General features: G+C 69.6%; 18 protein-coding genes and 1 pseudogene. 2 read left to right on the top strand and 17 right to left on the bottom strand.

All coding sequences use genetic code 11. From position 1 onward, the window contains the following. Nucleotides 1-4 precede the first annotated feature (4 nt). The 9 genes from QMK30_RS12520 to QMK30_RS12480 form a co-directional block, all read right to left on the bottom strand. Nucleotides 5-2902, bottom strand: coding sequence for an NHLP bacteriocin export ABC transporter permease/ATPase subunit (locus QMK30_RS12520; RefSeq protein WP_283517662.1), 2898 nt, complete (start codon nt 2900-2902; stop codon nt 5-7). Nucleotide 2903: 1 nt separating this feature from the next. Further along, nucleotides 2904-5183 carry an NHLP family bacteriocin export ABC transporter peptidase/permease/ATPase subunit gene (locus QMK30_RS12515; RefSeq protein WP_283517661.1) on the bottom strand — a complete coding sequence of 760 codons (2280 nt, stop codon included), beginning with the start codon at nt 5181-5183 and terminating at the stop codon, nt 2904-2906. Next, nucleotides 5180-5986: an HlyD family efflux transporter periplasmic adaptor subunit gene (locus QMK30_RS12510; RefSeq protein ID WP_283517660.1), complete on the bottom strand. Its 807-nt coding sequence runs from the start codon at nt 5984-5986 to the stop codon at nt 5180-5182. The genes QMK30_RS12515 and QMK30_RS12510 overlap by 4 nt, the downstream gene beginning before the upstream one ends. Before the next feature lie 183 nt (nt 5987-6169). After that, nucleotides 6170-6379 (bottom strand): type A2 lantipeptide, encoded by a 210-nt coding sequence (locus tag QMK30_RS12505; protein WP_283517659.1) that lies wholly within the window; start codon nt 6377-6379, stop codon nt 6170-6172. A gap of 462 nt (nt 6380-6841) precedes the next feature. Next, complete coding sequence (locus tag QMK30_RS12500) at nt 6842-8218, bottom strand: cytochrome P450 (RefSeq protein WP_283517658.1); 1377 nt, start codon at nt 8216-8218, stop codon at nt 6842-6844. Nucleotides 8219-8227: 9 nt separating this feature from the next. After that, nucleotides 8228-8818: a GTP-binding protein gene (locus QMK30_RS12495; RefSeq protein ID WP_283517656.1), complete on the bottom strand. Its 591-nt coding sequence runs from the start codon at nt 8816-8818 to the stop codon at nt 8228-8230. Next, a complete protein-coding gene (locus tag QMK30_RS12490) occupies nt 8793-9173 on the bottom strand; it encodes a DUF742 domain-containing protein (protein WP_283517654.1) in 381 nt (126 codons plus the stop codon). The genes QMK30_RS12495 and QMK30_RS12490 overlap by 26 nt, the downstream gene beginning before the upstream one ends. Further along, the gene (locus tag QMK30_RS12485) at nt 9170-9580 is read right to left on the bottom strand and encodes a roadblock/LC7 domain-containing protein (protein ID WP_283517653.1); all 411 of its coding nucleotides are present in this window, start codon (nt 9578-9580) and stop codon (nt 9170-9172) included. Before QMK30_RS12485 ends, QMK30_RS12490 begins: the two co-directional genes overlap by 4 nt. Further along, a complete protein-coding gene (locus QMK30_RS12480; protein ID WP_283517651.1) occupies nt 9577-10746 on the bottom strand; it encodes an ATP-binding protein in 1170 nt (389 codons plus the stop codon). Before QMK30_RS12480 ends, QMK30_RS12485 begins: the two co-directional genes overlap by 4 nt. 507 nt (nt 10747-11253) lie before the next feature. Between QMK30_RS12480 and QMK30_RS12475 the strand changes: the two genes are divergently transcribed. Together QMK30_RS12475 and QMK30_RS12470 are read left to right on the top strand one after the other, a co-directional pair. Then, the gene (locus QMK30_RS12475; protein ID WP_283517650.1) at nt 11254-11955 is read left to right on the top strand and encodes a lysophospholipid acyltransferase family protein; all 702 of its coding nucleotides are present in this window, start codon (nt 11254-11256) and stop codon (nt 11953-11955) included. A gap of 64 nt (nt 11956-12019) precedes the next feature. After that, on the top strand, nt 12020-13051 hold the full coding sequence (locus QMK30_RS12470; protein WP_283517649.1) for an NAD-dependent epimerase/dehydratase family protein: 1032 nt from the start codon (nt 12020-12022) through the stop codon (nt 13049-13051). Between the two features lie 203 nt (nt 13052-13254). On the opposite strand, the gene QMK30_RS12465 is transcribed toward QMK30_RS12470, so the two are convergent. The 8 genes and pseudogenes from QMK30_RS12465 to QMK30_RS12430 all read right to left on the bottom strand — a co-directional run. Continuing rightward, on the bottom strand, nt 13255-14832 hold the full coding sequence (locus QMK30_RS12465; RefSeq protein ID WP_283517647.1) for an alpha/beta hydrolase: 1578 nt from the start codon (nt 14830-14832) through the stop codon (nt 13255-13257). 170 nt (nt 14833-15002) lie between these two features. Next, nucleotides 15003-15797, bottom strand: coding sequence for an urease accessory protein UreD (locus tag QMK30_RS12460; protein ID WP_502963129.1), 795 nt, complete (start codon nt 15795-15797; stop codon nt 15003-15005). Nucleotides 15798-15868: 71 nt separating this feature from the next. After that, nucleotides 15869-16546, bottom strand: coding sequence for an urease accessory protein UreG (ureG, locus tag QMK30_RS12455; RefSeq protein WP_283517645.1), 678 nt, complete (start codon nt 16544-16546; stop codon nt 15869-15871). Between the two features lie 21 nt (nt 16547-16567). Next, nucleotides 16568-17242, bottom strand: a complete 675-nt coding sequence (locus tag QMK30_RS12450) for an urease accessory protein UreF (protein WP_283517643.1) — start codon at nt 17240-17242, stop codon at nt 16568-16570. Nucleotides 17243-17252: 10 nt separating this feature from the next. Further along, entirely contained in the window at nt 17253-18974 is a 1722-nt protein-coding gene (locus QMK30_RS12445; protein ID WP_283517641.1) for an urease subunit alpha, read from the bottom strand. Next, nucleotides 18967-19278 (bottom strand): urease subunit beta, encoded by a 312-nt coding sequence (locus QMK30_RS12440; protein WP_283517639.1) that lies wholly within the window; start codon nt 19276-19278, stop codon nt 18967-18969. Before QMK30_RS12440 ends, QMK30_RS12445 begins: the two co-directional genes overlap by 8 nt. A 13-nt stretch (nt 19279-19291) precedes the next feature. Further along, nucleotides 19292-19594 (bottom strand): urease subunit gamma, encoded by a 303-nt coding sequence (locus tag QMK30_RS12435; RefSeq protein ID WP_283517637.1) that lies wholly within the window; start codon nt 19592-19594, stop codon nt 19292-19294. Nucleotides 19595-19731: 137 nt separating this feature from the next. Then, a pseudogene (locus tag QMK30_RS12430) lies at nt 19732-20214 on the bottom strand (TetR family transcriptional regulator C-terminal domain-containing protein); the annotation flags it as partial. Between the last annotated feature and the right edge of the window lie 10 nt (nt 20215-20224).

Raw genomic sequence — 20224 nt, 5'->3', positions numbered from 1 at the left:
CGGGTCAGGCCATCTGACGCCGCACCAGCTGGTGGAGGTGTCCGTCGGTGGCGAGCAGCTCGCCCGGCGGGCCCTGTTCGACGATCCGGCCGTCCGCCATGACGACCACCCGGTCGGCGTCCATGACGGTGGACAGCCGGTGGGCGATCACCAGGCGGCTGGCGCTCAGCCGGCGGGTGCTCTCGGTCACGACCCGCTGAGTCTCGTTGTCCAGTGCGCTGGTCGCCTCGTCGAAGAACAGGATGCGGGGGCGGCGGACGAGCGCCTGGGCGATCATCAGACGCTGCCGCTGCCCACCGGAGACGGCGCCACCGTCGGAGATCATGGTGTGCATCCCCATCGGCATGCCCCTGATGTCCTCGGCCAGCCCTGCCATTTCGGCGGCCTCCCAGGCCTCTTCCAGGGTGAAGGCCTCTGTGCCGCAGATGCAGTCCAGGATGGAACCGCTGAGCGGCTGAGCGTTCTGCAGGACGACCCCGCACTGACGGCGTACGGCCGCCCGGTCCAGGGCCGCCAGGTCCTGGCCGTCGTACAGCACACTGCCCGAGGCCGGTCGGTCGAACCCGATCAGCAGCCGCAGCAGCGTCGACTTGCCGCACCCGCTGGGGCCGACGACCGCCACGAACTCGCCAGGCCGCACCTCCAGGGACACACCGTCGAGGACCAGCGGGCCCTCCTCGGTGTAGCGGAAGGAGAGATCCCTGGCTTCGATCCCGCCGGACAGCTCACCGGGTTGCGCGCCGGCGCCACCGGACTCGGGGGCCTCGTCCAGGACCGGCTTGAGCTGCTCGAACATGGGCTGCACCGCGGCGGCCGACACCAGCGCTCCGGTGAGCTGGGTGACCGAGGTCAGCAGCATCGTCACGGACGTGTTGAAGGTCAGGAACTCCCCCGCCGACATGCTGCCGCGGGCCGGACCCGCCAGCAGGACGAACATGGTGAGCGAGCACAGCGGCAGATAGACGGCGTCGAGGACCGTGGTGAGGTTCTTGACCCGCCCCGCCCGCTGTTGCAGTTCGCGGGAGCGGGCGAACTCACGGGCCCAGGCGGCGTACGCGAAACTCTCCGCAGCGGCGACCCGCAGCTTCGGCAGACCGCGCAGGGTCTGGAACGCCTGGTTGTTGAGTTTGTTGCCCAGCTCGACCAGCTGACGCTGCCACCGCAGCTGCCACAGCCCCATCCCGAGGAACACCGCTCCGATGGCGAGCAGCATGGCGATGGCCGCCAGCGCGAGCGGCACGCTGTACCAGAGCAGCAGGGCGATGTTCATCGCGCCGACCGTGCTCGACTGCACGACGACCGGTCCAATGCCGGACGCCAACCGGCGGATGGAGCTGACTCCCATCGCCGCACTCGCGAGTTCTCCGGTGGAGCGCTCGGTGAAGAATCGGGCCGGCAACCGCAACAGCCGGTCCCACACGGCCGGTTGCAGGGCGCTTTCGATGCGCCCCTCGATCCGCAGGACGGTGAGGTTCTGCAGCAGCATGAACGCGGCGGACACGATGGCCGCGATCATGACGGCGAGTGAGACCTGGACGATGAGGCCGGTGCGGGCCGTGGGCACGTAGACACCGAGTACCTGTCCGGTCGCGATCGGCACGAGCGCGCCGAGGCCGACCGTCACCAGCACACCGAGAAGCAGCGTGCGCAGATCGATGCCCGCGCCGCGCAGGCCGAAGCGCAGCAGCCGCCAGGTGGTCATGGGGTGCTCGGGCAGCGGGCGGTAGAACATCACGGCGCGCGCCTCGAGTTCCGGTGCGCTGTCCGCGCCGATTCGCCTGCGCAGTCCCGATGCCGGGTTCACCGCCTCGTACCGGCCACGGCGCCACAGCAGGGCGACCGGAGCTCCGGACTTGGCCCAATGGCCGACCAGCGGGCCGGAGTTCGTACGCCACCAGCGTCCGTCGAGCCTGACCGGGCGGGTGCGGATGTGTGAGCCGACCGCGATGCGCTCGACCGGGGTAACGCGGTCACCGTCGCTCGCCAAGCCTGCCTTGGACGGCTCGGTGAGCGTGATCCCCGCCGCCTCCGCGACCCGGCGGCAGACGGCGAACGTGGCGTCGTCGCCCGCCCGGTCGGCCGTGCCCGCTGCCCGTCCGGTCCGCTCCGGACGTCCCATGGAGGCCAGCAGCGCCTGGTTGGCGCGGGCGCGGACGGTCTCGCCCGCCTTGATACCGGCGGCCGTCCGGTCCTCGTGGGCGCGCTCCAGCCGTTCGATCCAGCGGTCCACCGCGGACAGCAGTCGGTACTGCTGGTTGATCATCTGCTGCCACATCGCGCCTTCGACCAGCAGTGCGTCGGCCGCTTCGGCGCTGTACGCGGCGCCGTACTGCACGCTGCCGGGGGCGACCGGCATCCACAGGATGTCGTCGTCGGCCACGGCCTCCTCGTTGGAGGGGCGGCCGTCCAGCGGGGCCTCGAACAGGACGCCCAGGCTGCGGCCGACTCCGAGTGCGAAGGCGTGCTCCAGCGGTGTCGGGGCGGGGCCGCCGGCTTCGTAGGGCGGGGGCGCGTTGTGGGGATGCGGAGTATTGGGGTGCGGGTCGTTGGAATACGGGTCGTACGTCCCGTGCTCGCCGTACTCCGGGCGGTAGAGCTCCCGCAGCGGTATCCGGCGCAGCAGACAGCCCTGGGACGGTCTGCCGAGCAAGGTGTGGAGCGGGCCCTCGACGGGTCCCAGGAGCAGCGTTCCCTTCTCGATGCGGCCAAGGAAGTGCCAGTGGCCCTGCTGGGCGGTGTCGACCGCGAACAGGTCCAGGGCGCCGCCCACGACGAGCCACAGCACGTGCGGCCCCTCCAGCGGCAGGCTGCGCAGGCCGGTGCAGTCGACGGGCACGCCCAGGCCGCCGAGCGCGTGCGTCACCGCGTCGTGGTGGCCGGCGGTGGTCGGGGCCGTGGTCATGTCAGTGCCCCTTGACCAGCTCGGCGTACGGTCCCCCGGCGGCGACGAGGTCCTCGTGCCGACCGCGTTCGACGACCGTGCCGTGGTCGAGGACCACGATCTCGTCGCTGTCGCGCACGGTGCTCAGCCGGTGGGCGATTACGACGCACGCACAGCCGCGCCGCCGCAGATTGTCGATGATGAGCTGCTCGGTCCGGGCGTCCAGTGCGCTCGTCACCTCGTCGAGGACCAGCACGCTCGGCCGTCGGACCAGCGCACGGGCGATCTCCAGACGCTGCCGCTGCCCGCCGGAGAAATTGCGGCCGTCCTGCTCGACCCGGCCGTGGATCCCGCCGGGTCGCCCAACGATCACATCGTCGTGGATGGCGGCGTCCCGCAGGGCGGCGACGACCGCCTCGTCCGTGATGGACGGGTCCCACAGCGCCACGTTGTCCCGGACCGTGCCCTCGAAGAGGAAGACGTCCTGGTCCACGAAGGACACCGAGGCGGCCAGTGCGCTGCGCGAGATGTCCTCCAGACGCTGTCCGTCGATCCGGATCGTCCCCTCCCAGGGGCTGTAGAGGCCGGAGATGAGCCGGGAGACCGTGGACTTGCCACTGCCGGAGCCCCCGACAAGCGCGACCTGCCGGCCGGGGCCGACCTCCAGTGAGAAGCCGGAGAGCAGGGGCTTGTCGAGCGGGCTGTAGCCGAACGTCACGTTCTCCAGCGTCACATGGCCCTTGAGCCTGCGGGTGCTCGCGGCCGGCTCCCGGCGCGAGTACAGCGGGTCGACCGGGAAGCTCTCCACATCCTTCAGCCGGGCCATGTCGGCGGCGAAGTCCTGGATCCGGCCCGCGACCCCGTTGAGCCGGGTGATGGGCGCGGTGAAGCGCACCACCAGAGCCTGGAAGGCGACGAGCAGACCGATCGAGATGGCGCCCTCCACCGCGCGCAGGCCGCCGATCCACAGGATCAGCGCACTGTTGAGCGTCGCGAGGGTGGGGGCGACGACGGCCAGCGCGGCGCTCGGCACCCCGAGCCGCTGCTGGTCCTCCAGGGTGGTCGCGTGCTGGCCGGCCCAGCGGCGGAAGTACCCGTTCTCCCCGCCGGTGGCCTTCACCGTCTCGATCAGCTGGAGACCGGTGTACGAGGTGTTGGTCAGCCGGGCGCTGTCCGCGCGCAGCTTCTGGGTGTGGGTGGCGCGCAGCCGGATCACGATGCGCATGGCGACGACGTTGAGCAAGGCGATCAGCACCCCGATGACGGTGAGTTGAGGGTCGTACGTCCACAGCAGGAGGGCGTAGAGGATCACCACGATTCCGTCGACGCCCGCGGCGGCGAGGTCTCGCGCCAGGGTTTCGGCCACCGCGTCGTTGGACTGCAGGCGCTGCACCAGGTCGGCCGGGCTGCGCTGGGCGTAGAAGGTGACCGGCAGCCGCAGCAGGTGCCGCAGGAAGCGGGCGCTGCTGAGGGTGGAGGAGATGATGCGCCCGCGGAGCAGGTTCGCCTGTTGCAGTGCGGTCAGTGCGGCGGTGAGCACCACCATCACGGCCATCGAAGCGAAGAGGGGCCTGAGCAGTGAGGTCTGATTGCCCATCAGGAACATGTCGATGTACGTGCGGCTGAGCGCGGGCCCGGTCGCGCCGACCACGACCAGCAGGAGGCTGGCGAGCAGGGCCGCAAGCAGGGTGCCCGTCGTACCGCGCAGCCGGGCGGGCACGGCGCCCATGATGCCCGGTTTGCGGCCGCCCAGGCGAAAGGACGCGGTGGGCTCGAAGACAAGGACGACGCCGGTGAAGCTGGTGTCGAAGTCCTCGGCCGTGACGAAGCGGCGGCCCTTGTCGGGGTCGTTGATGTGCACGCCGCGGCGGCCGAGCCGGCGTCCGGCGCCGTCGTAGACGACGTAGTGGTTGAACTCCCAGAACAGGATGGCCGGCGCCTGGACCTCGGCGAGTGCCACCGCCTCCATCTGCATGCCCTTGGCCTGCAGGCCGTAACTCCGGGCGGCCTTCAGCAGGTTGCTGGCCCGCGAGCCGTCGCGGGACACGCCGCAGGCGATGCGCAGCTCCTCCAGCGGCACATGGCGCCCGTAGTGCGCGAGCACCATGGCAAGCGAGGCGGCGCCGCACTCCAGTGCCTCCATCTGGAGGACGGTCGGGGTGCGGACGGGCCGGCGCTTCTTGACCCCGGGCGTCTTGCCCGACGGGGCACGGCGCGTGCCGCGGCGCGGGGCCGGGGCGGGCGCGTTGCCGGGGCGGTGGCGGCCGCGGCCCGCCACCGGCAGTTGCTGCTGTGCGGTCATGGAAGCAGCCAATCGATCGGATGCTGCTCGGCAAGGTGGATGGAGCCCTCGGCCAGGGTCAGGGAGTCGACCGCGAACGGTGGTCCGTCGGAGGAGGACCAGGCGTAGCCGGAGAGGGTACGCGGCGACCGGTCAAGTCGCACCAGGACCGACACGGGCTGCCCCTGCTGGGAGAAGTGTTCGCCGAGCTGACTGCTGCCGAGGAACGCGGTGATCCGCTGCCGGGTCTGCGCAGTCCGGCCGACCGCCTTCACACGGCCGCGCAGGACGCCGTACTGCTGGGTGGGCACGGACTGGACGGTGAGGTCCACGGGCGCGCCCACGGGCACCGTCGCTCCCTCGGCCGCGGGGACGTACACCATGGCCATCAGCGGGTCGTCGGCGCTCTTGGCCTGCTCGACGGCCGCCACATTCGCTCCGGTGGTGAGCACGGAACCGATCGTGGCGACCAGGGTGGTCAGCCTGCCCGCGGCGATCGTGCGGACGAGGGTGCTGCCCTGTGCGGTACGGACCTTCACCAGGGGCGTGTTCGCGGAGACCCGGTCGCCTTCCTTGGCGAGTACGCCGGTGACCTGTCCCGCGACGGGGCTCTGCAGGACATAACTGCCCTGGGCATGGGTGAGAATTCCCGGTGCGGCGAGTGTGGAGGACACCACACCGGTCACCGCCCACACTGCGGCGCCCATCATGACAAAGACGGTGACCGTCAGGACAAAAAGGCCTTGGGGCCGGGCGAAACGCACCGGCAGATCGATTTCTTCGGGTGATTGCAGCTTGGAAAGGGCCTGTTGACGGAATTGCACGGCATTCTTCCCTCAACCGCAATGGTCTGACGGGGGTGAAAAAGTCAGGGGAATGGGACGGCCGTGTGCCCCGGAACCGGGGGGAGGATCCGGGGCACACGCGGCCGGTCGGCAAAGAGGGGGGGGCGCCGACCGGCCGGTTGTCGCCGTCGTTCATGTGCCGCTCAGCGGCACACAATCGGCTCAGATACCGGCGACCAGGCCCGTGGCCAGGCCCGTGACACCAGTGGTGTTGAGGCCGGTGGCCGAGTCGGCGAGGCCGGTGACCGTGCCGACGGTGGTGTCGACGGTGTTGGTGGCCGTGCCGACCACAGCGCCGAGCAGGCCGCCGGACACGTTGTCCAGGTCGGCGTCGGAGATTTCCTGGGTCGCAACCTGGGGGGTGGAGTTCATGATGGGCTTCCCTTCACACATGGATATCTCGAAATCACCGCAACCGGCCCCGTCAAGAAGCCCGGCCGCGATGTGAACGATCAAAGCACGTGGGCGTGTTGCGCGGCCAATCGGACAACTGCCCGGACCCTTCGAATGCCTTCGTCGAATTACCTGACGCGCACATGCGTCCATGAATTGGTGCCAGCTCCTTCACATAACCGGAGGTACAGCTTCCGCGCGTCCGGCGCGTTGTCGACGGCGAACTGGACATTCCCGCACCAATGATCTTCGGCGGCGGCCGGGGCGAGGAGCATGCACGCCAGGTCCGTACCAGGGAGTGCGCTGCCTGCGTATTCAATGTGCAGATTCACTGGAGACAGCCGTTCACAGCAGGCGGTCGTTCACAGAAGCGCCCGCTCGGGTGCCTGCTCAACGCAGGACCGAACGGGCGCCAAAGAGTGGAACTTCAGGTCGCGGACCTCAGACCTTCCACCAGGTCAGGAATCCGCTCCACCACTTGCCCCGCTGCGGAGCGCTCTGGGTGGCCTGCGCCTGGTTGTTTCCGGGCCCCGGGACGCCGACCCCGTGAGGTGCGGGCGCCCTTCGCTCCTTGCGCTCCGGGGTAAAACGGGCGGGAAGAGACTTCAGGGCACGGTGGAAGGGCCCCGGCCGCCACGCGAGCATGTCCACGGGGACGGCCAGATCGATGTCCGGCAGGCTGTTCAGCAGCTTCTCGATCGCCAGTACGGCGATGAGCAGCGCGGGGTCCTTCGCCGGGCACGCGTGCGTTCCCGCGCCCCAGGCGAGGTGGGCCCGCTTGCTGAGCATCTGGCCGCTCGCGGAGTTCGAGGACAGGGCGGGGTCCGAGTTGGCCGCGGCGAAGCTGATGACCACGGGGGTGCCCGCGGCCACCCCGACTCCGCCGAGGTCGACGTCGTACACCGGGTAGTGCGCGGCGTAGTTGGCGATCGGCGGGCTGTTCCACAGCACGTCGTTGATCGCGTCCTCGACCAGCAGGCCGGCCGTGTGCCGGCCACCGGAGTACTTCTCGTCGGAGAGCAGCAGCCGCAGCGCGTTGGCGATGAGGTTCTGGGTGGGCTCGGTGCCCGCCCCGATGAGCATCACGAGCTGATGGATCATCTCCTCGTCGGTGAGCCCCGCCTCGTGCTGCATCAGCCACGAGGTGATGTCCTCGCCGGGCTGTGCGCGCTTGAGCGTCACCAGCTCGAAGAGGGACTGGGTGAGGATCTCGTTGGCCCGTTCCACGTCCACACCGTCGAAGATGCCGGAGAAGCCGTGGAGCAGCCGGTCGCCGATCTCGGCGGGACACCCGAAGAGATCGTTGAAGACCAGCAGAGGAAGCAGCTGCGCGTACTCGGCGATCAGGTCGGCCTCGCCGTGGCCGTTGAACTGGTCGATGAGGTAGGCGGCGACGCGGTCCACGTGCCGGCTCATCCGGTGTGTGTCGATCCGGGCCAGCGACTCCGTTACGGCCTGACGGAGCCTCAAGTGCTGGGCGCCGTCGGTGAACAGGCAGTTCGGGCGGTACGCCATCATGGGGAGAACGGGGCTGTCCAGCTGCACCCGCCCCTCGCTCAGGGCGCGCCAATGGCGCGAGTGCCGGGCGAAGACGTCGGGGTTCTGCAGCACATGCAACGCCGCCGTGTAGTCGGTGACCAGCATGGCCTCCACTCCGGGGGCGAGCTCGACGGGGCCGGCCGGTCCGTAACCGCGCAGGTGCTCGTAGAAGCCCTGCGGGTCGGCGGCGAACTCGGGTCCGTGCAGGGGGACACTCGCACCACTGTTGTGGGCCGGGCAGCCGGGCGGCGGTGCCGGGGCTTCCGGGGGGTATTGCATGCCGAACTCCTAGGGAAGGCGCGACTGGAGGTAACGGACGAGCGCGATGAGGGCGTTCGCCGATGAACGTTCGTCGCGCGCGTCGCAATTGACGAGGGGCGTCTCGGGCAGGAGGTCGAGGGCCTCCCGTATCTCGTCGTCCACGTGGGTCGGGGTGTCGTCGAACCGGTTGACGGCGATGGTGTACGGAATCCCGTACTGCTCGACCAGATCCATGACCGGAAAGGACTCTTCGAGCCGCTCGGGGTCGACGAGTACCAGGGCCCCGAGGGCGCCCCGGGACATGTCCTCCCAGACCTGAACGAAGCGCTGCTGTCCCGGCGTCCCGAAGAGATAGAGGACCAGGCTCTCACTGAGCGTCAGCCGGCCGAAGTCCATGGCCACCGTGGTGGTCGTCTTGCCGGGGGCGCCCTTGAGATCGTCGATCTTCTCGCCGGCCCGCGTCATGACTTCTTCGGTACGCAGCGGCGGAATCTCGGAGAGCGTCCCGATGAGCGTGGTCTTGCCGACCGCGAAGTGCCCGACCACAAGGATCTTCGCCGCGGTCTGTACCGAATCGCTCAAGTAAGTGCGGTCATCCAAAGCGAGCTTGGAGGCCATTGAGCACCTCCTCGAGTATCCGCCGCTCAACGGGCTCGGCGCGTGGGATGGGGGTGCGCGTGAACAGATATCCCGCGGCCTTGAGGTCGGACAGCAACAGCCTGACGATGCCGACGGGCAGCTGCGTATGTCCGGCGATTTCCGCGACCGCGAGATACCCACCGGAACAGAGCTCGACGAGACGGCGCTTCTCCGGATCGAGAAGATCCGGCCTCGGGGCCTCGTCGGCCACGGTGATCAGAGTGATCAGCGACAGTTCGTCGTGGTCGAGGAGACTGCGGCCGTTGGTGATCACATACGGCCGCACTAATGGAGGTGCTTCAAGTCCCTGCTCGGGATCGTCCGGTGTCGTCATGCCTTGGTATCAGCAATCTCGCGAGGGGGGCTGGTCAGGGCCTTGCCGAGTTGACCGACGAGCTGCTGCATACGGAAGGTGATCTCGGCCATGTCGACCTCGGGGGAGGCCGATACGGCGAGGTAGGCACCTTCGCCCGCAGATATGAGAAAGACCCAGCCGTGCTCGAATTCGACGAGGGTCTGGCGCCAGGTCGGGCGGTCGCTCGGTGGTCTGCCGCAGAAGTCGGCCACCGTTCGGGAGAGTGACTGCATCCCGCTCATCGCCGCGGCGACTGTGTCGGCGTGGTCCTTGCCGACCTCCTTCGAGCGGGCCATGAGCAGGCCGTCCGCGGAGACGAGAATCGCGTGGCGCGCCTCGGGCACTTCCAGAGCACTGTCAAGCATCCACGACAGGTCGTAATTCACTGAGCCTCATGCCCTTCGCTACTTGCGCTGGTTGAACGTCGTCCTGAGTGCGTCCCCCGTTGAAATGCCCCCATGACAGAGGCGATCTGTTCGGTCGATCGTGCCGGAGCGGCATCCGTGTCGGCTGCGGGCACGATCGAAATCGCGCCCCTGCGCCGACGTTTCGGCAGGCCACCGAATGTGGTCGAAGGAGCCACCGGAATCTCTTCGGATTCGAGCGGCGCAGAGGGAAATTTACCCACGGGGGGATCCTCCGTCACCTCGCGCCTGCGTACGGGCGTCTCGGGCCTGCGGTCGGATTCCGGCATGGCGGTGAGGAGTTCGTCGGGCAGAAGCACCACGGCGCGCACTCCTCCATAGGGCGAGGTGGAGTCGACGGAGACACTGAATCCGTACCGTGCGGCCAGTACACCGATCACGGTGAATCCGAACTGCGGCGGATTCCCGAGCCCCGAGACTCCGGGCGAGCGCTCGCTCGAAAGGAGCTTCGCCGCCCGGCTCTTCTCCTCCTCGTTCATCCCCACACCGGCGTCGTCGACGATGATGCAGACGCCCTTGGGGACCGGCCGGATATTGATCTCGATCATCGTTTCGGGCGCCGAGTAGCTCGTGGCGTTGTCAAGCAGTTCCGCGAGGGTGAGCGCGACCGGTTCCACGGCCTTGCTGACGATGGCGAAATTGCTCTGCGTGCGGATCTCGACCCGGGCGAAGTGGCGGATCCGGCCCTTTGCGCTGCGTACCACGTCGTACAGCGACGCGGCCGACCGCTGACGGCCGAGCCAGCCGTCGCACAGCACGGCGATGGACTGGGCGCGCCGCGCGAACTGCGAGTTCATGTGGTCGATGTCCAGCAGATCCTGCAGAATCTGCTGATCGCCGTACTTGCCCTGCAACTTGCCGATGGCGAGCTGCTGTTCGCTGGCGAGACCCTGAAGCGTACGCATCGCCGACTTCAGCGCGGTCTTCGTGTCGTCCTCGGCGCGCTCCTTCGCCTCTTGCACCGACTCCGCGTAATGCTCTTCGAGAGTGGCGTAGTGCGAGGCGAGTTCCAGCTTTTCCTTGCGCAGTCCGCTGATGGTTTTCCTGCCGCGGACCACCGCGGTCGCGGCGACAGGAGTTCCAGCAATCAATGCCCACAGCGCTGGGTCCTGGAAGTATTGATTCATAAGGCTCTCTTTGAGTGGCTGGGCCGCCGTCCGCAGAATGTCCGGGGAATGCGTCCGGGTGCGCTCACGCTCTCGGGGCTCCAGGATCGGCCGCCGCGCGTCCTCTCCTGCCCGACTGCCTCAAAAGGCCCGGCTGATGGCATAGCTCTCCCGGGGTGGCATAATCCTGGGCCGACGCGGTACGTTTTCGCGCCATAGCGGCTCCCCCGCCGCCTGGCAAGCGTTGATGACCTTACCATCACTCGATGGGGTGGTGATCAAGCAGATTTCTCTCTCTTTTGGGTATCTGACGGATATTCAGCAGAGGTTGCTGTATGGGGACTTGACGGCATTTGATGCCATGTCAGTAATGTGGCCACCACTCGTGGCAGCCGGTCCGGCTCAGAGGCGTACGACGGCGCGCAGGGTGCGGCGGTGTCCGGTGGGCACAGTTACGCGCGACGGCACCTGCCCCTACACTGACTCCCCCGAGATGCCCATTGACCTGGCAGAACGAGGAGCAGCCCGATGTTCTACCACCTGCTCAAGTACGTGCTTCTCGGCCCGTTGCTGAGGCTGCTCTTCCGGCCCAGCATCGAAGGACTCGATCACATCCCCGAGGACGGCGCCGCGATCGTCGCCGGCAACCACCTCTCGTTCTCGGACCACTTCCTCATGCCCGCGATCATCAAGCGGCGCATCACCTTCCTCGCCAAGGCCGAGTACTTCACCGGCCCCGGCCTCAAAGGCCGCCTCACCGCCGCGTTCTTCCGCAGCGCCGGGCAGATCCCGGTCGACAGATCGGGCAAGGAGGCGGGGAAGAACGCCATTCGTGAGGGGCTCGGTGTCCTGCGCAAGGGCGAGCTGCTGGGCATCTATCCGGAGGGCACGCGCTCGCACGACGGCCGCCTCTACAAGGGCAAGGTCGGAGTGGCCGCCATGGCGATCAAGGGGCAGGTGCCGGTGGTGCCGTGCGCGATGGTCGGCACGTTCGAGATCCAGCCGCCCGGCCAGAAGGTGCCCCGCGTCAAGCGCGTCACCGTCCGCTTCGGCGAGCCGATGGACTTCTCGCGCTACGCGGGCATGGAGAACGAGAAGGCGGCGCTGCGTGCGGTCACCGACGAGATCATGTACGCGATCCTCGGCCTGTCCGGGCAGGAGTACGTGGACCGGTACGCGGCCGAGGTGAAGGCCGAGCAGGCGAAGAAGTTCCCCCGGCTGCTTCGCTGAGCGCGAATCGGCGGACGGCGAACGGGCCTGCCCCGGCGGCGATGTCCCTCGTAGCGTTCCGGACATGAGCAGAGGAACCGCGTTTGTACTCGGAGCGACAGGACAGATGGGGCGGCCCGCCGTGCGGGCTCTCGCCTTGGACGGCTGGGACGTGCGGGCCGCCTCACGCGGCGGCGGCCGGGACGACTCCTGGCCGGAGGATGTGAGGGCGGTCCGGGTCGACCGGGACGAGGAGGGGGCGCTGTCCGCCGCGCTCGGCGACGGCTGCGACATGCTGGTCGACATGGTCGCCTTTGGCCGTGACCACGCCCGGCAGCTGATCACGCTCGCGGACCGGATCGGATCCGCGGTGGTCATCTCCAGCGGAGCGGTCTACGCGGACGACCGGGGCCGCGGCTTCGACACCCAGGATGTGCCGGACGGCTTCCCCCGCTACCCGGTGCCGATCCTGGAGAGCCAGCCGACGGTGGCGCCGGAAGACACGACGTACAGCACCCGCAAGGCCGCCCTGGAACAGGAGTTGCTGGCGAGCAGGCTGCCGACGACGCTGCTGCGGGCGGGCGCCGTGCACGGGCCGCACTGCCGGACTCCGCGCGAGCTGTTCTTCGTGAAGCGCGCGCTGGACGGTCGCAAGGTACGGGTGCTGGCGTTCGGCGGGAAGAGCCGGTTCCACCCGGTGCATGTCTCCAACGTCGCGGAGATGATCCGGCTGGCCGCGCTGAGGCCGGGCTCGCGGGTGCTCAACTCGGGGGACCCGACGGCCCCGTCCGTCGCCGGGATCGCTGCGGCGATCGACCGGATCATGGGCCTGGAGACCGAGACCGTCCTGGTGGACGGCCCGGCGCCGGTCGGGGATGTCGGGATGAGCCCCTGGGCGATCGAGCATCCCATGGTGTTCGACATGAGCGCCGCCGAGCGCGAGTTGGGCTACCGGGCCGTCACCGGGTACGAGGAGTCGCTGCCGGCGACGGTCGATTGGCTGGTCGAGGAACTGCGCGGCAGGGAGTGGACGGACGCATTCGCCAAGATGGCGCAGCGCGACGGTGATCTCTTCAAGTACGCCGAAGAGGACGCCTGGCTGGCCCAGCGAAAGTAGCGGGACGGCAGAACAGAGAAGGATGGGCATGGGGAAGGGGCGGCCGGAAGTCCGGCCGCCCCTTCTTGCCTGCTTACGACCTCACCCGCGATTGGCAGCGGCGTCGCGGCGCCTGGGACCTCCGCCTCCGGCGTCGCTCCTTCTCCCACTGTCAATCGCGGGTGAGGTCGTTACTTACTTGCCCGCTTGCCTGCCGTGAGCCGTTACGGCTTCGGCGTGGCGTGCGGCGCGCACGTCACGTCGCGGCGGTCGGTCTTCCCGGTGAGCAGGTAGGTGTCGACCCGGTCGTTGACGCACGGGTTGGCGATCCCGGTGACGCCGTGCGAGCCGGCGCCCTTCTCGGTGATCAGGCGCGAGCCCTTGAACCGCTTGTGCAGCTCGACGGCGCCCTCGTACGGGGTGGCGGCGTCACGCTCGGCCTGGACGATCAGCACCGGCGGCAGTCCCTTGCCTGACTTCACGTTCAGCGGGGTCTGCTGCTTGCTGGACCAGGTGGCGCAGGGCAGGTTCATCCAGGCGTTGGCCCACGTCAGGAACGGGTGGGTCTCGTGCAGCCTGGTGTTGTCCCGGTCCCATTTCTTCCAGCTGGTCGGCCACTTGGCGTCCGAGCACTCGACGGCCGTGTAGACGGCGTTGCCGTTCTCCGAGGCCGCGTTGCCCTTGGTGTCCGACATGTCGGGGGCGATGGCGTCGACGAGCGCCTGGGTGTCGCCCGCGACGTACTTGCTCCAGGTCTGGGCGGTGGGCACCCAGGCGGAGTCGTAGTACGGCGCGCTCTGGAAGAACCCGGTCAATTCGGCCGGGCCGACGATGCCGCCGAGCGGCGCCTTCTTGGCCTGGGCGCGCAGCTTGACCCACTGCTGCTCGACCTTCTCGGGGGTGTTGCCGATGTGGAAGGTGGCGTCGTTGGCCGCGACCCACTTCTTCCAGTCGTTCCAGCGCATCTGGAAGGCGACGTCCTGGTCCAGGTTGGCCTGGTACCAGATCTTCTCCTTCGACGGGTTGACGACGCTGTCGACGACCATGCGACGGACGTGGGTCGGGAACAGCGTCCCGTAGACCGCGCCGAGGTAGGTGCCGTAGGAGACGCCGAGGAAGTTCAGCTTCTTCTCACCGAGCGCGGAGCGGACCACGTCCAGGTCGCGTGCGGTGTTCGGCGTGGTCATGTGCGGCAGCAGCCAGCCACTGCGCTCCTGGCAGCCGTCCGCGTACTCGGCGGCGAGCTTGCGCTGGGCGCGCTTGTCGGCCTCGCTGTCGGGCACCGGGTCGAGCTTCGGCGCCTTGACGAATTCCTGCGGGTCGATGCAGGAGATCGGCGAGGAGTGGCCGACGCCGCGCGGGTCGAAGCCCACGAAGTCGTACGCCTTGGCGGCCTTCGCGTAGATCGGGTTCTTGGTGGTGACCCGGGTCGGGAACCGCAGGCCCGACCCGCCGGGGCCGCCGGGGTTGTAAAGCAGGGCGCCCTGGCGGTCCTTCTTGGAGCCGGTGTTGCCGATGCGGTCGACCGCGATCTTGATCTTGCGGCCGTTCGGCTTCGCGTAGTCGACCGGGACGCTGACGAAGCCGCACTGGATGGGCTTCGCGAACCCCCAGTCGGCCGGACAGTCGGTCCAGTCGATGCCCGCCTTCGCCGCGCGGTCCGCGGCGATCTGCGTCCCCCGCGCCTCCGAGGTGCTGTGACGCTTGCCGTCGGCGCTGGCCGACGGCGCGATTATCGCGCCGGCCAGCAGCGTTCCCGCAATCAGAGTGCCGGCCGAGCCGAGCACTGCCGTACGCCTCAAGTGGTGCCTCCCCCTGTTTCAGTTGTGTCACGTGTGACGCAAGTGGTCAGTCAGTCGGTGTACGGCTGAATCCTGTCGTCTCAAGTGCCCCGGGCAACAGGCCGGACCGGCATTTCTTTACCAATCCCATAACCGGTGAGCCGTGTCCCGGTGAGCGGTGCAGGCAGAAGCTACCGGGGAACGACCATTTGGGCCGCTTCGTCCAGGACGCGCCGCAGCAGGAGCGCGTCGGCCGCCACCGCCGTGACCAGCACCGCGGGTCCCGCGAGCGGAGTGAGCGCCGCGCCGTCCCCCAACAGCCGCGCTTCGGGAGGCTCGGAGGCGAACCTCGGGTCCACCACGAGCAGCTGGCCGGTCGCCCGCGCGCCGCCGAGCACCGCTCCCCCGTCCCAGCCGCCGGGGGCCCCAGGCCCGTAGGAAAGCTCCTGGTCCAGGAGCGGTCGGCCCGCCCGGCGCACGGTCAGCCGGGTGGTGAGCGTACCGGGGACCTCGCCGTGGCGGCCGAGGATCTGCTCCTCGCGCAGCACCAGTCGGGCGGATGCGGCGAGTTCGACCCGGGTGGTCATCCGCAGATCGCTGCCGTACGCCGAGATGAGTTGTTCCGGCAGCCAGTCGAGCCGGGCGTCCTCCCCCACCGTCAGCCGTACGTCGTAACAGGCGTGGGCCCCGGTCCGCCCGGGAAGGGCGACCGTCGCAGCCGCGGAGTCCACGCGCAGCATCGCGCCGGCCCGCACGTCCGCGTCGACCGCCAGCCGGTCGCCGCCCAGCGGCGCGCTCATCGCACCGACGACGGTGACCCGGGCGTACGGTCCGCCTGCGCGGGTGCGGCGCAGCGCGAGCGGCCCGTCGCTCTCCAGCACCGGCAGGCTCGTACCGCCCCGGCCGTCGGGGGCGGCGGTGATGCGGGCCGTCGCGGCGATGCCCGTCGACTCGACGCGTGGTGCGGCGAAGCCCGCCGCACCGATGCGGGTTGACGCGACGGCGGGCGTCGCCTCGGCCCCCGTGGCCGTGACCGTGGGCGCGGGGCTCACCGGCGTCACGCGGACCAGGCCCCGAGCTGCTCGCGGACCCAGTCGGTGATCGGTCGCACCCCTTCGACCGAGGCCAGCGAGGTGAAGACGACGGGGAGTTCGCCGCGCTGCTCCTTGGCGTCGCGGGCCATCCGGCCGAGGTCGGAGCCGACGTAGGGCGCGAGGTCGGTCTTGTTGACGACCAGCAGGTCCGCGGAGGTGACGCCGGGCCCGCCCTTGCGCGGGATGTCGTCGCCGCCCGCCACATCGATGACGAAGACCTGCGCGTCGACCAGCCCCTTGGAGAAGGTCGCGGTGAGGTTGTCGCCGCCGGACTCGACCAGGATCAGGTCGAGCGGCCCCACCGAGTCCTCCAGGTCCTCGACCGCTTCGAGGTTGGCGGAGATGTCGTCCCGGATGGCAGTGTGCGGACAGGCCCCCGTCTCGACGGCCTGGATGCGCTCGGGCGGCAGCACGGCGTTGCGCAGCAGGAATTCGGCGTCCTCGCGCGTGTAGATGTCATTGGTGACGACGGCGATGGACAGTTCCGTGCGCAGGGCCCGGCAGAGGGCGGCGACGGTCGCGGTCTTGCCGGAGCCGACCGGGCCGCCGAGTCCGATGCGCAGCGCGCGCCTGCGGCCGTCGGGGCGTACGGCGTCGGCGCTGACGGCGGCGGGGCCGGAGTGCGAGTGGTCGAGGTGCATGGTGCGGCTCTCCTAAAAGTGTTACGAGGCGAAGAGGCGTACGGGCCAGGCCGCGTGCGCCTGGGCCGTGATGTCGAGCAGCGGCGCGGAGGCGGCGGGCAGTGCGCCGGCGCCTTCGTCGAGTGCGCGCCGAGCTGCCTCGGCGGCCCGGCGCGCGACCTGGTCGAGTTCGGGTGCGAGGCGGGCGAGGACGGCGGTGGCCTCGAAGGGGTCCAGGCCGAGCAGGCGGACGGTCGCGGTCGTGGGGCCGCTGACGCTTTCGTACGCGGCGCAGTGTGCGGCGTCCTCGGGGCCGAGCCCCGCCGCACGGGCGGTCAGGCCGAGCACCACGGGCTGGTGGGCGCCGCGCGGGCGCGCGGCGGCGAGCGCGTCGAGCTCCGCGCACGGCCAGGTGGCGCGGGCGGCGCGCATCAGCTGCCGGCCGAGCTTGCGTGCCGTGGCCCGCAGGGCGGGTGCGGGCGTACGGGCGTCGGCGGCCTCGTCGAGGTCGAGCGGGTCGATTCCGGCGGCAGCGGCGGCGGCGAGCGCCGCCGCGGTGAGTCCGGTGGTGTGCAGTCGCCCCCGGCAGAACGCCGCGAGGTCGGGGGCGCTGCGGACGCGGCCCGCCTTGACAGCCGCTTCCGCCCCGCCCGAGTGGGCGTGGCCGCCGGCGGGGAAGCGGCCGTCGGCGAGTACGAGCAGGGCGGCGCGGCTCATCGGAGGCTCATCAGAACAGGAAGTAACGCTGGGCGAGCGGGAGTTCGGCGGCGGGCGCGGGGTCGACCGGATCGCCGTCGATGGTCACGGTGAAGGTGTCGGGGTCGACCTCGACACGCGGGAGCGCGTCGTTCTCCCGCATGTCGGCCTTGGTGAGCCCGCGGGTGCTGCTGATCGGCACGGACTGCTTGCCGAGGCCGAGCCGCTCCCCCAGCCCGTCCTCGATCGCCGCACCGGTCACGAAGTTGACGGAGTTGCCCGCCGGGGCCCTGCCGAGCGCACCGAACATCGGCCGGGGCAGCACCGGCTGCGGGGTCGGGATGGAGGCGTTGGCGTCGCCCATCTGCGCGTACGCGATCTGTCCGCCCTTGATGACCAGCTGCGGCTTCACACCGAAGAAAACCGGGTCCCACAGCACCAGGTCGGCGAGCTTGCCGCTCTCGACGGAGCCGATCTCGCGGTCCAGGCCCTGGGCGACCGCCGGGTTGATGGTGTATTTGGCGACATAGCGACGGGCGCGGCGGTTGTCGGCCAGACCGTCTCCGGGCAGCGGGCCGCGGCGCTTCTTCATCACGTGCGCGGTCTGCCAGGTGCGCATCGCGACCTCCCCGATGCGGCCCATCGCCTGGGAGTCGGAGGAGATGATCGAGATGGCGCCGATGTCGTGCAGGATGTCCTCGGCTGCGATGGTGCTCGGCCTGATCCGGGACTCGGCGAAGGCCAGGTCCTCCGGCACGGCCGGGTTGAGGTGGTGGCAGACCATCAGCATGTCGAGGTGTTCCTCGATGGTGTTGACGGTGTGCGGCCGGGTCGGATTGGTCGAGCTGGGCAGCACATATGGCTCGGAGACGACCGTGATGATGTCGGGTGCGTGCCCACCGCCCGCGCCCTCGGTGTGGTAGGCGTGGATGGAGCGCCCGGCGATGGCGGCGAGGGTGTCGCCGACGAACCCGGCCTCGTTCAGGGTGTCGGTGTGGATGGCGAGCTGCGCGCCGGTCTCGTCGCAGACGCTCAGACAGGCGTCGATCACGGCGGGGGTGGCCCCCCAGTCCTCATGGATCTTGAACCCGACGGCGCCGCCCCGCAGTTGGGAGTGCATCGCCTCGCGGGACATCGTGTTGCCCTTGCCGAGGAGTCCGATGTTGACCGGGTAGTGCTCCAGCGCCTCGAACATCCGGGCCAGGTGCCAAGGCCCCGGCGTGACGGTGGTGGCCTTGGTGCCCTCGGCGGGTCCGGTGCCGCCGCCGACGAGGGTGGTGGTGCCCGAGGACAGTGCCTGGTCGACCACGGTCGGCGAGATGAAGTGGACATGGGCGTCGACGGTCCCGGCGGTGAGGATCTTGCCGTTGCCCGCGATGATCTCGGTTTCGGGCCCGATGACCAGGTCGGGGTGTACGCCGTCCATGGTGTCGGGGTTGCCGGCCTTGCCGATGCCGGTGATCCGGCCGTCCCTGATGCCGACGTCGGCCTTGACGATGCCCCAGTGGTCGAGGACGACGACGCCGGTGATGACGGTGTCGGGGGCGCCTTCGGCGCGGGTGGTCCTGGCTTGGCCCATCGACTCGCGGATCACTTTGCCGCCGCCGAAGACCGCCTCGTCGCCCGCGCGCCCGGGGCCGCCGGAGCGGTCCTCCTCGATCTCGATCAGCAGGTCGGTGTCGGCGAGCCGGATACGGTCGCCGGCGGTGGGGCCGAACAGGTCGGCGTACACCGCGCGATGGAGCTCAGGCATCGAGGGACCCTCCGGTCTCCCCGCGCAGGCCCGCGACGATGCGCAGGCCGCCGATGGGGACGAGTTCGACGTCGACGGGGATGCCGGGCTCGAAGCGCACGGCGGTGCCCGCGGCGATGTTGAGCCGCAGCCCATGGGCGACGGTGCGGTCGAAGTCGAGGCCGGGGTTGGCCTCGGCGAAGTGGTAGTGGGAGCCGACCTGGACGGGCCGGTCGGCGGCGTTGAGGACGGTGAGGCGGGTGACGGCGCGGCCCTCGTTGACGCGCACCGGCCCGTCGGCGTACAGGACCTCTCCGGGGATCATCGCCGTTGCCCCGTCAGACGATCGGTTCATGGACGGTGACGAGCTTGGTCCCGTCCGGGAAGGTCGCCTCCACCTGCACGTCGTGGATCATCTCGGGGATGCCGCCCATGACGTCGTCGCGGCCGAGCACCCTACGGCCGGACGCCATGAGTTCGGCGACAGTGCGACCGTCCCTGGCCCCTTCGAGGATGTGCGCGGTGATGAGCGCGACCGCCTCGGGGTGATTGAGCTTCACCCCGCGCGCCCTGCGCTTCTCCGCCACATCGGCGGCCACATGGATGAGCAGTCGTTCCTGCTCGTGCGGAGTCAGTTGCACGTGTCCACCTCACAGTTGTCCCGCCCGGAACAGGATGGGCGCAGCGGGACCCTAGCCCACGTCAACACTCTGTTGACCTGCGCTTGAGCACTTCGCGGCCTGGGATTGAACGTTAGGGGTGAAGTTTTTCCGGCGCGTTAACTGATCTTGGGTTGTTGCTTGGACATCAGCCCCCGCAGCCCGTCCTCCAGCACGCCGACCTCCACGTCGCCGAAGAGCGCCTGCTGGACGATGAAGCCCTGGGCCGTGGCGATGAGAGTGCGGGCCACATGGTCGGCGGGGACGTCCGCTGCCATCAGTCCGCTGTCGCGGTAGGCGTCCACCAGCTTGGCCCAGGAGACGCGCAGTCCGCTGTACCCCTCGTCCAGCACGGCGGCGAGCTGCTCGTTGCGCAGGGTCTCGGTCCACACCTGGACGATCAGCCTGGCGAACGATCCCCGGTCAGCGCCCAGTACCCGCTCCTCCAGCATGCGGCGCAGCACACGGCCGAGCAGCACGTCGGGGGTGGGCGGCGGGACACTCCCCGCCGCGGCCTCGAAGGCCCCGCGGATCTCGGCGAACGCCTCGTCGGCGATGGCCGCGATCAGCTCCTCCTTGCTGGGGAAATAGTTGTAGACCGCGAGGCGGGGG

Origin of the sequence: Streptomyces sp. H27-C3, from assembly GCF_030063415.1 — a bacterium.
Taxonomy (GTDB): domain Bacteria; phylum Actinomycetota; class Actinomycetes; order Streptomycetales; family Streptomycetaceae; genus Streptomyces.
This window is presented reverse-complemented; position numbering and strand designations above follow the sequence as displayed.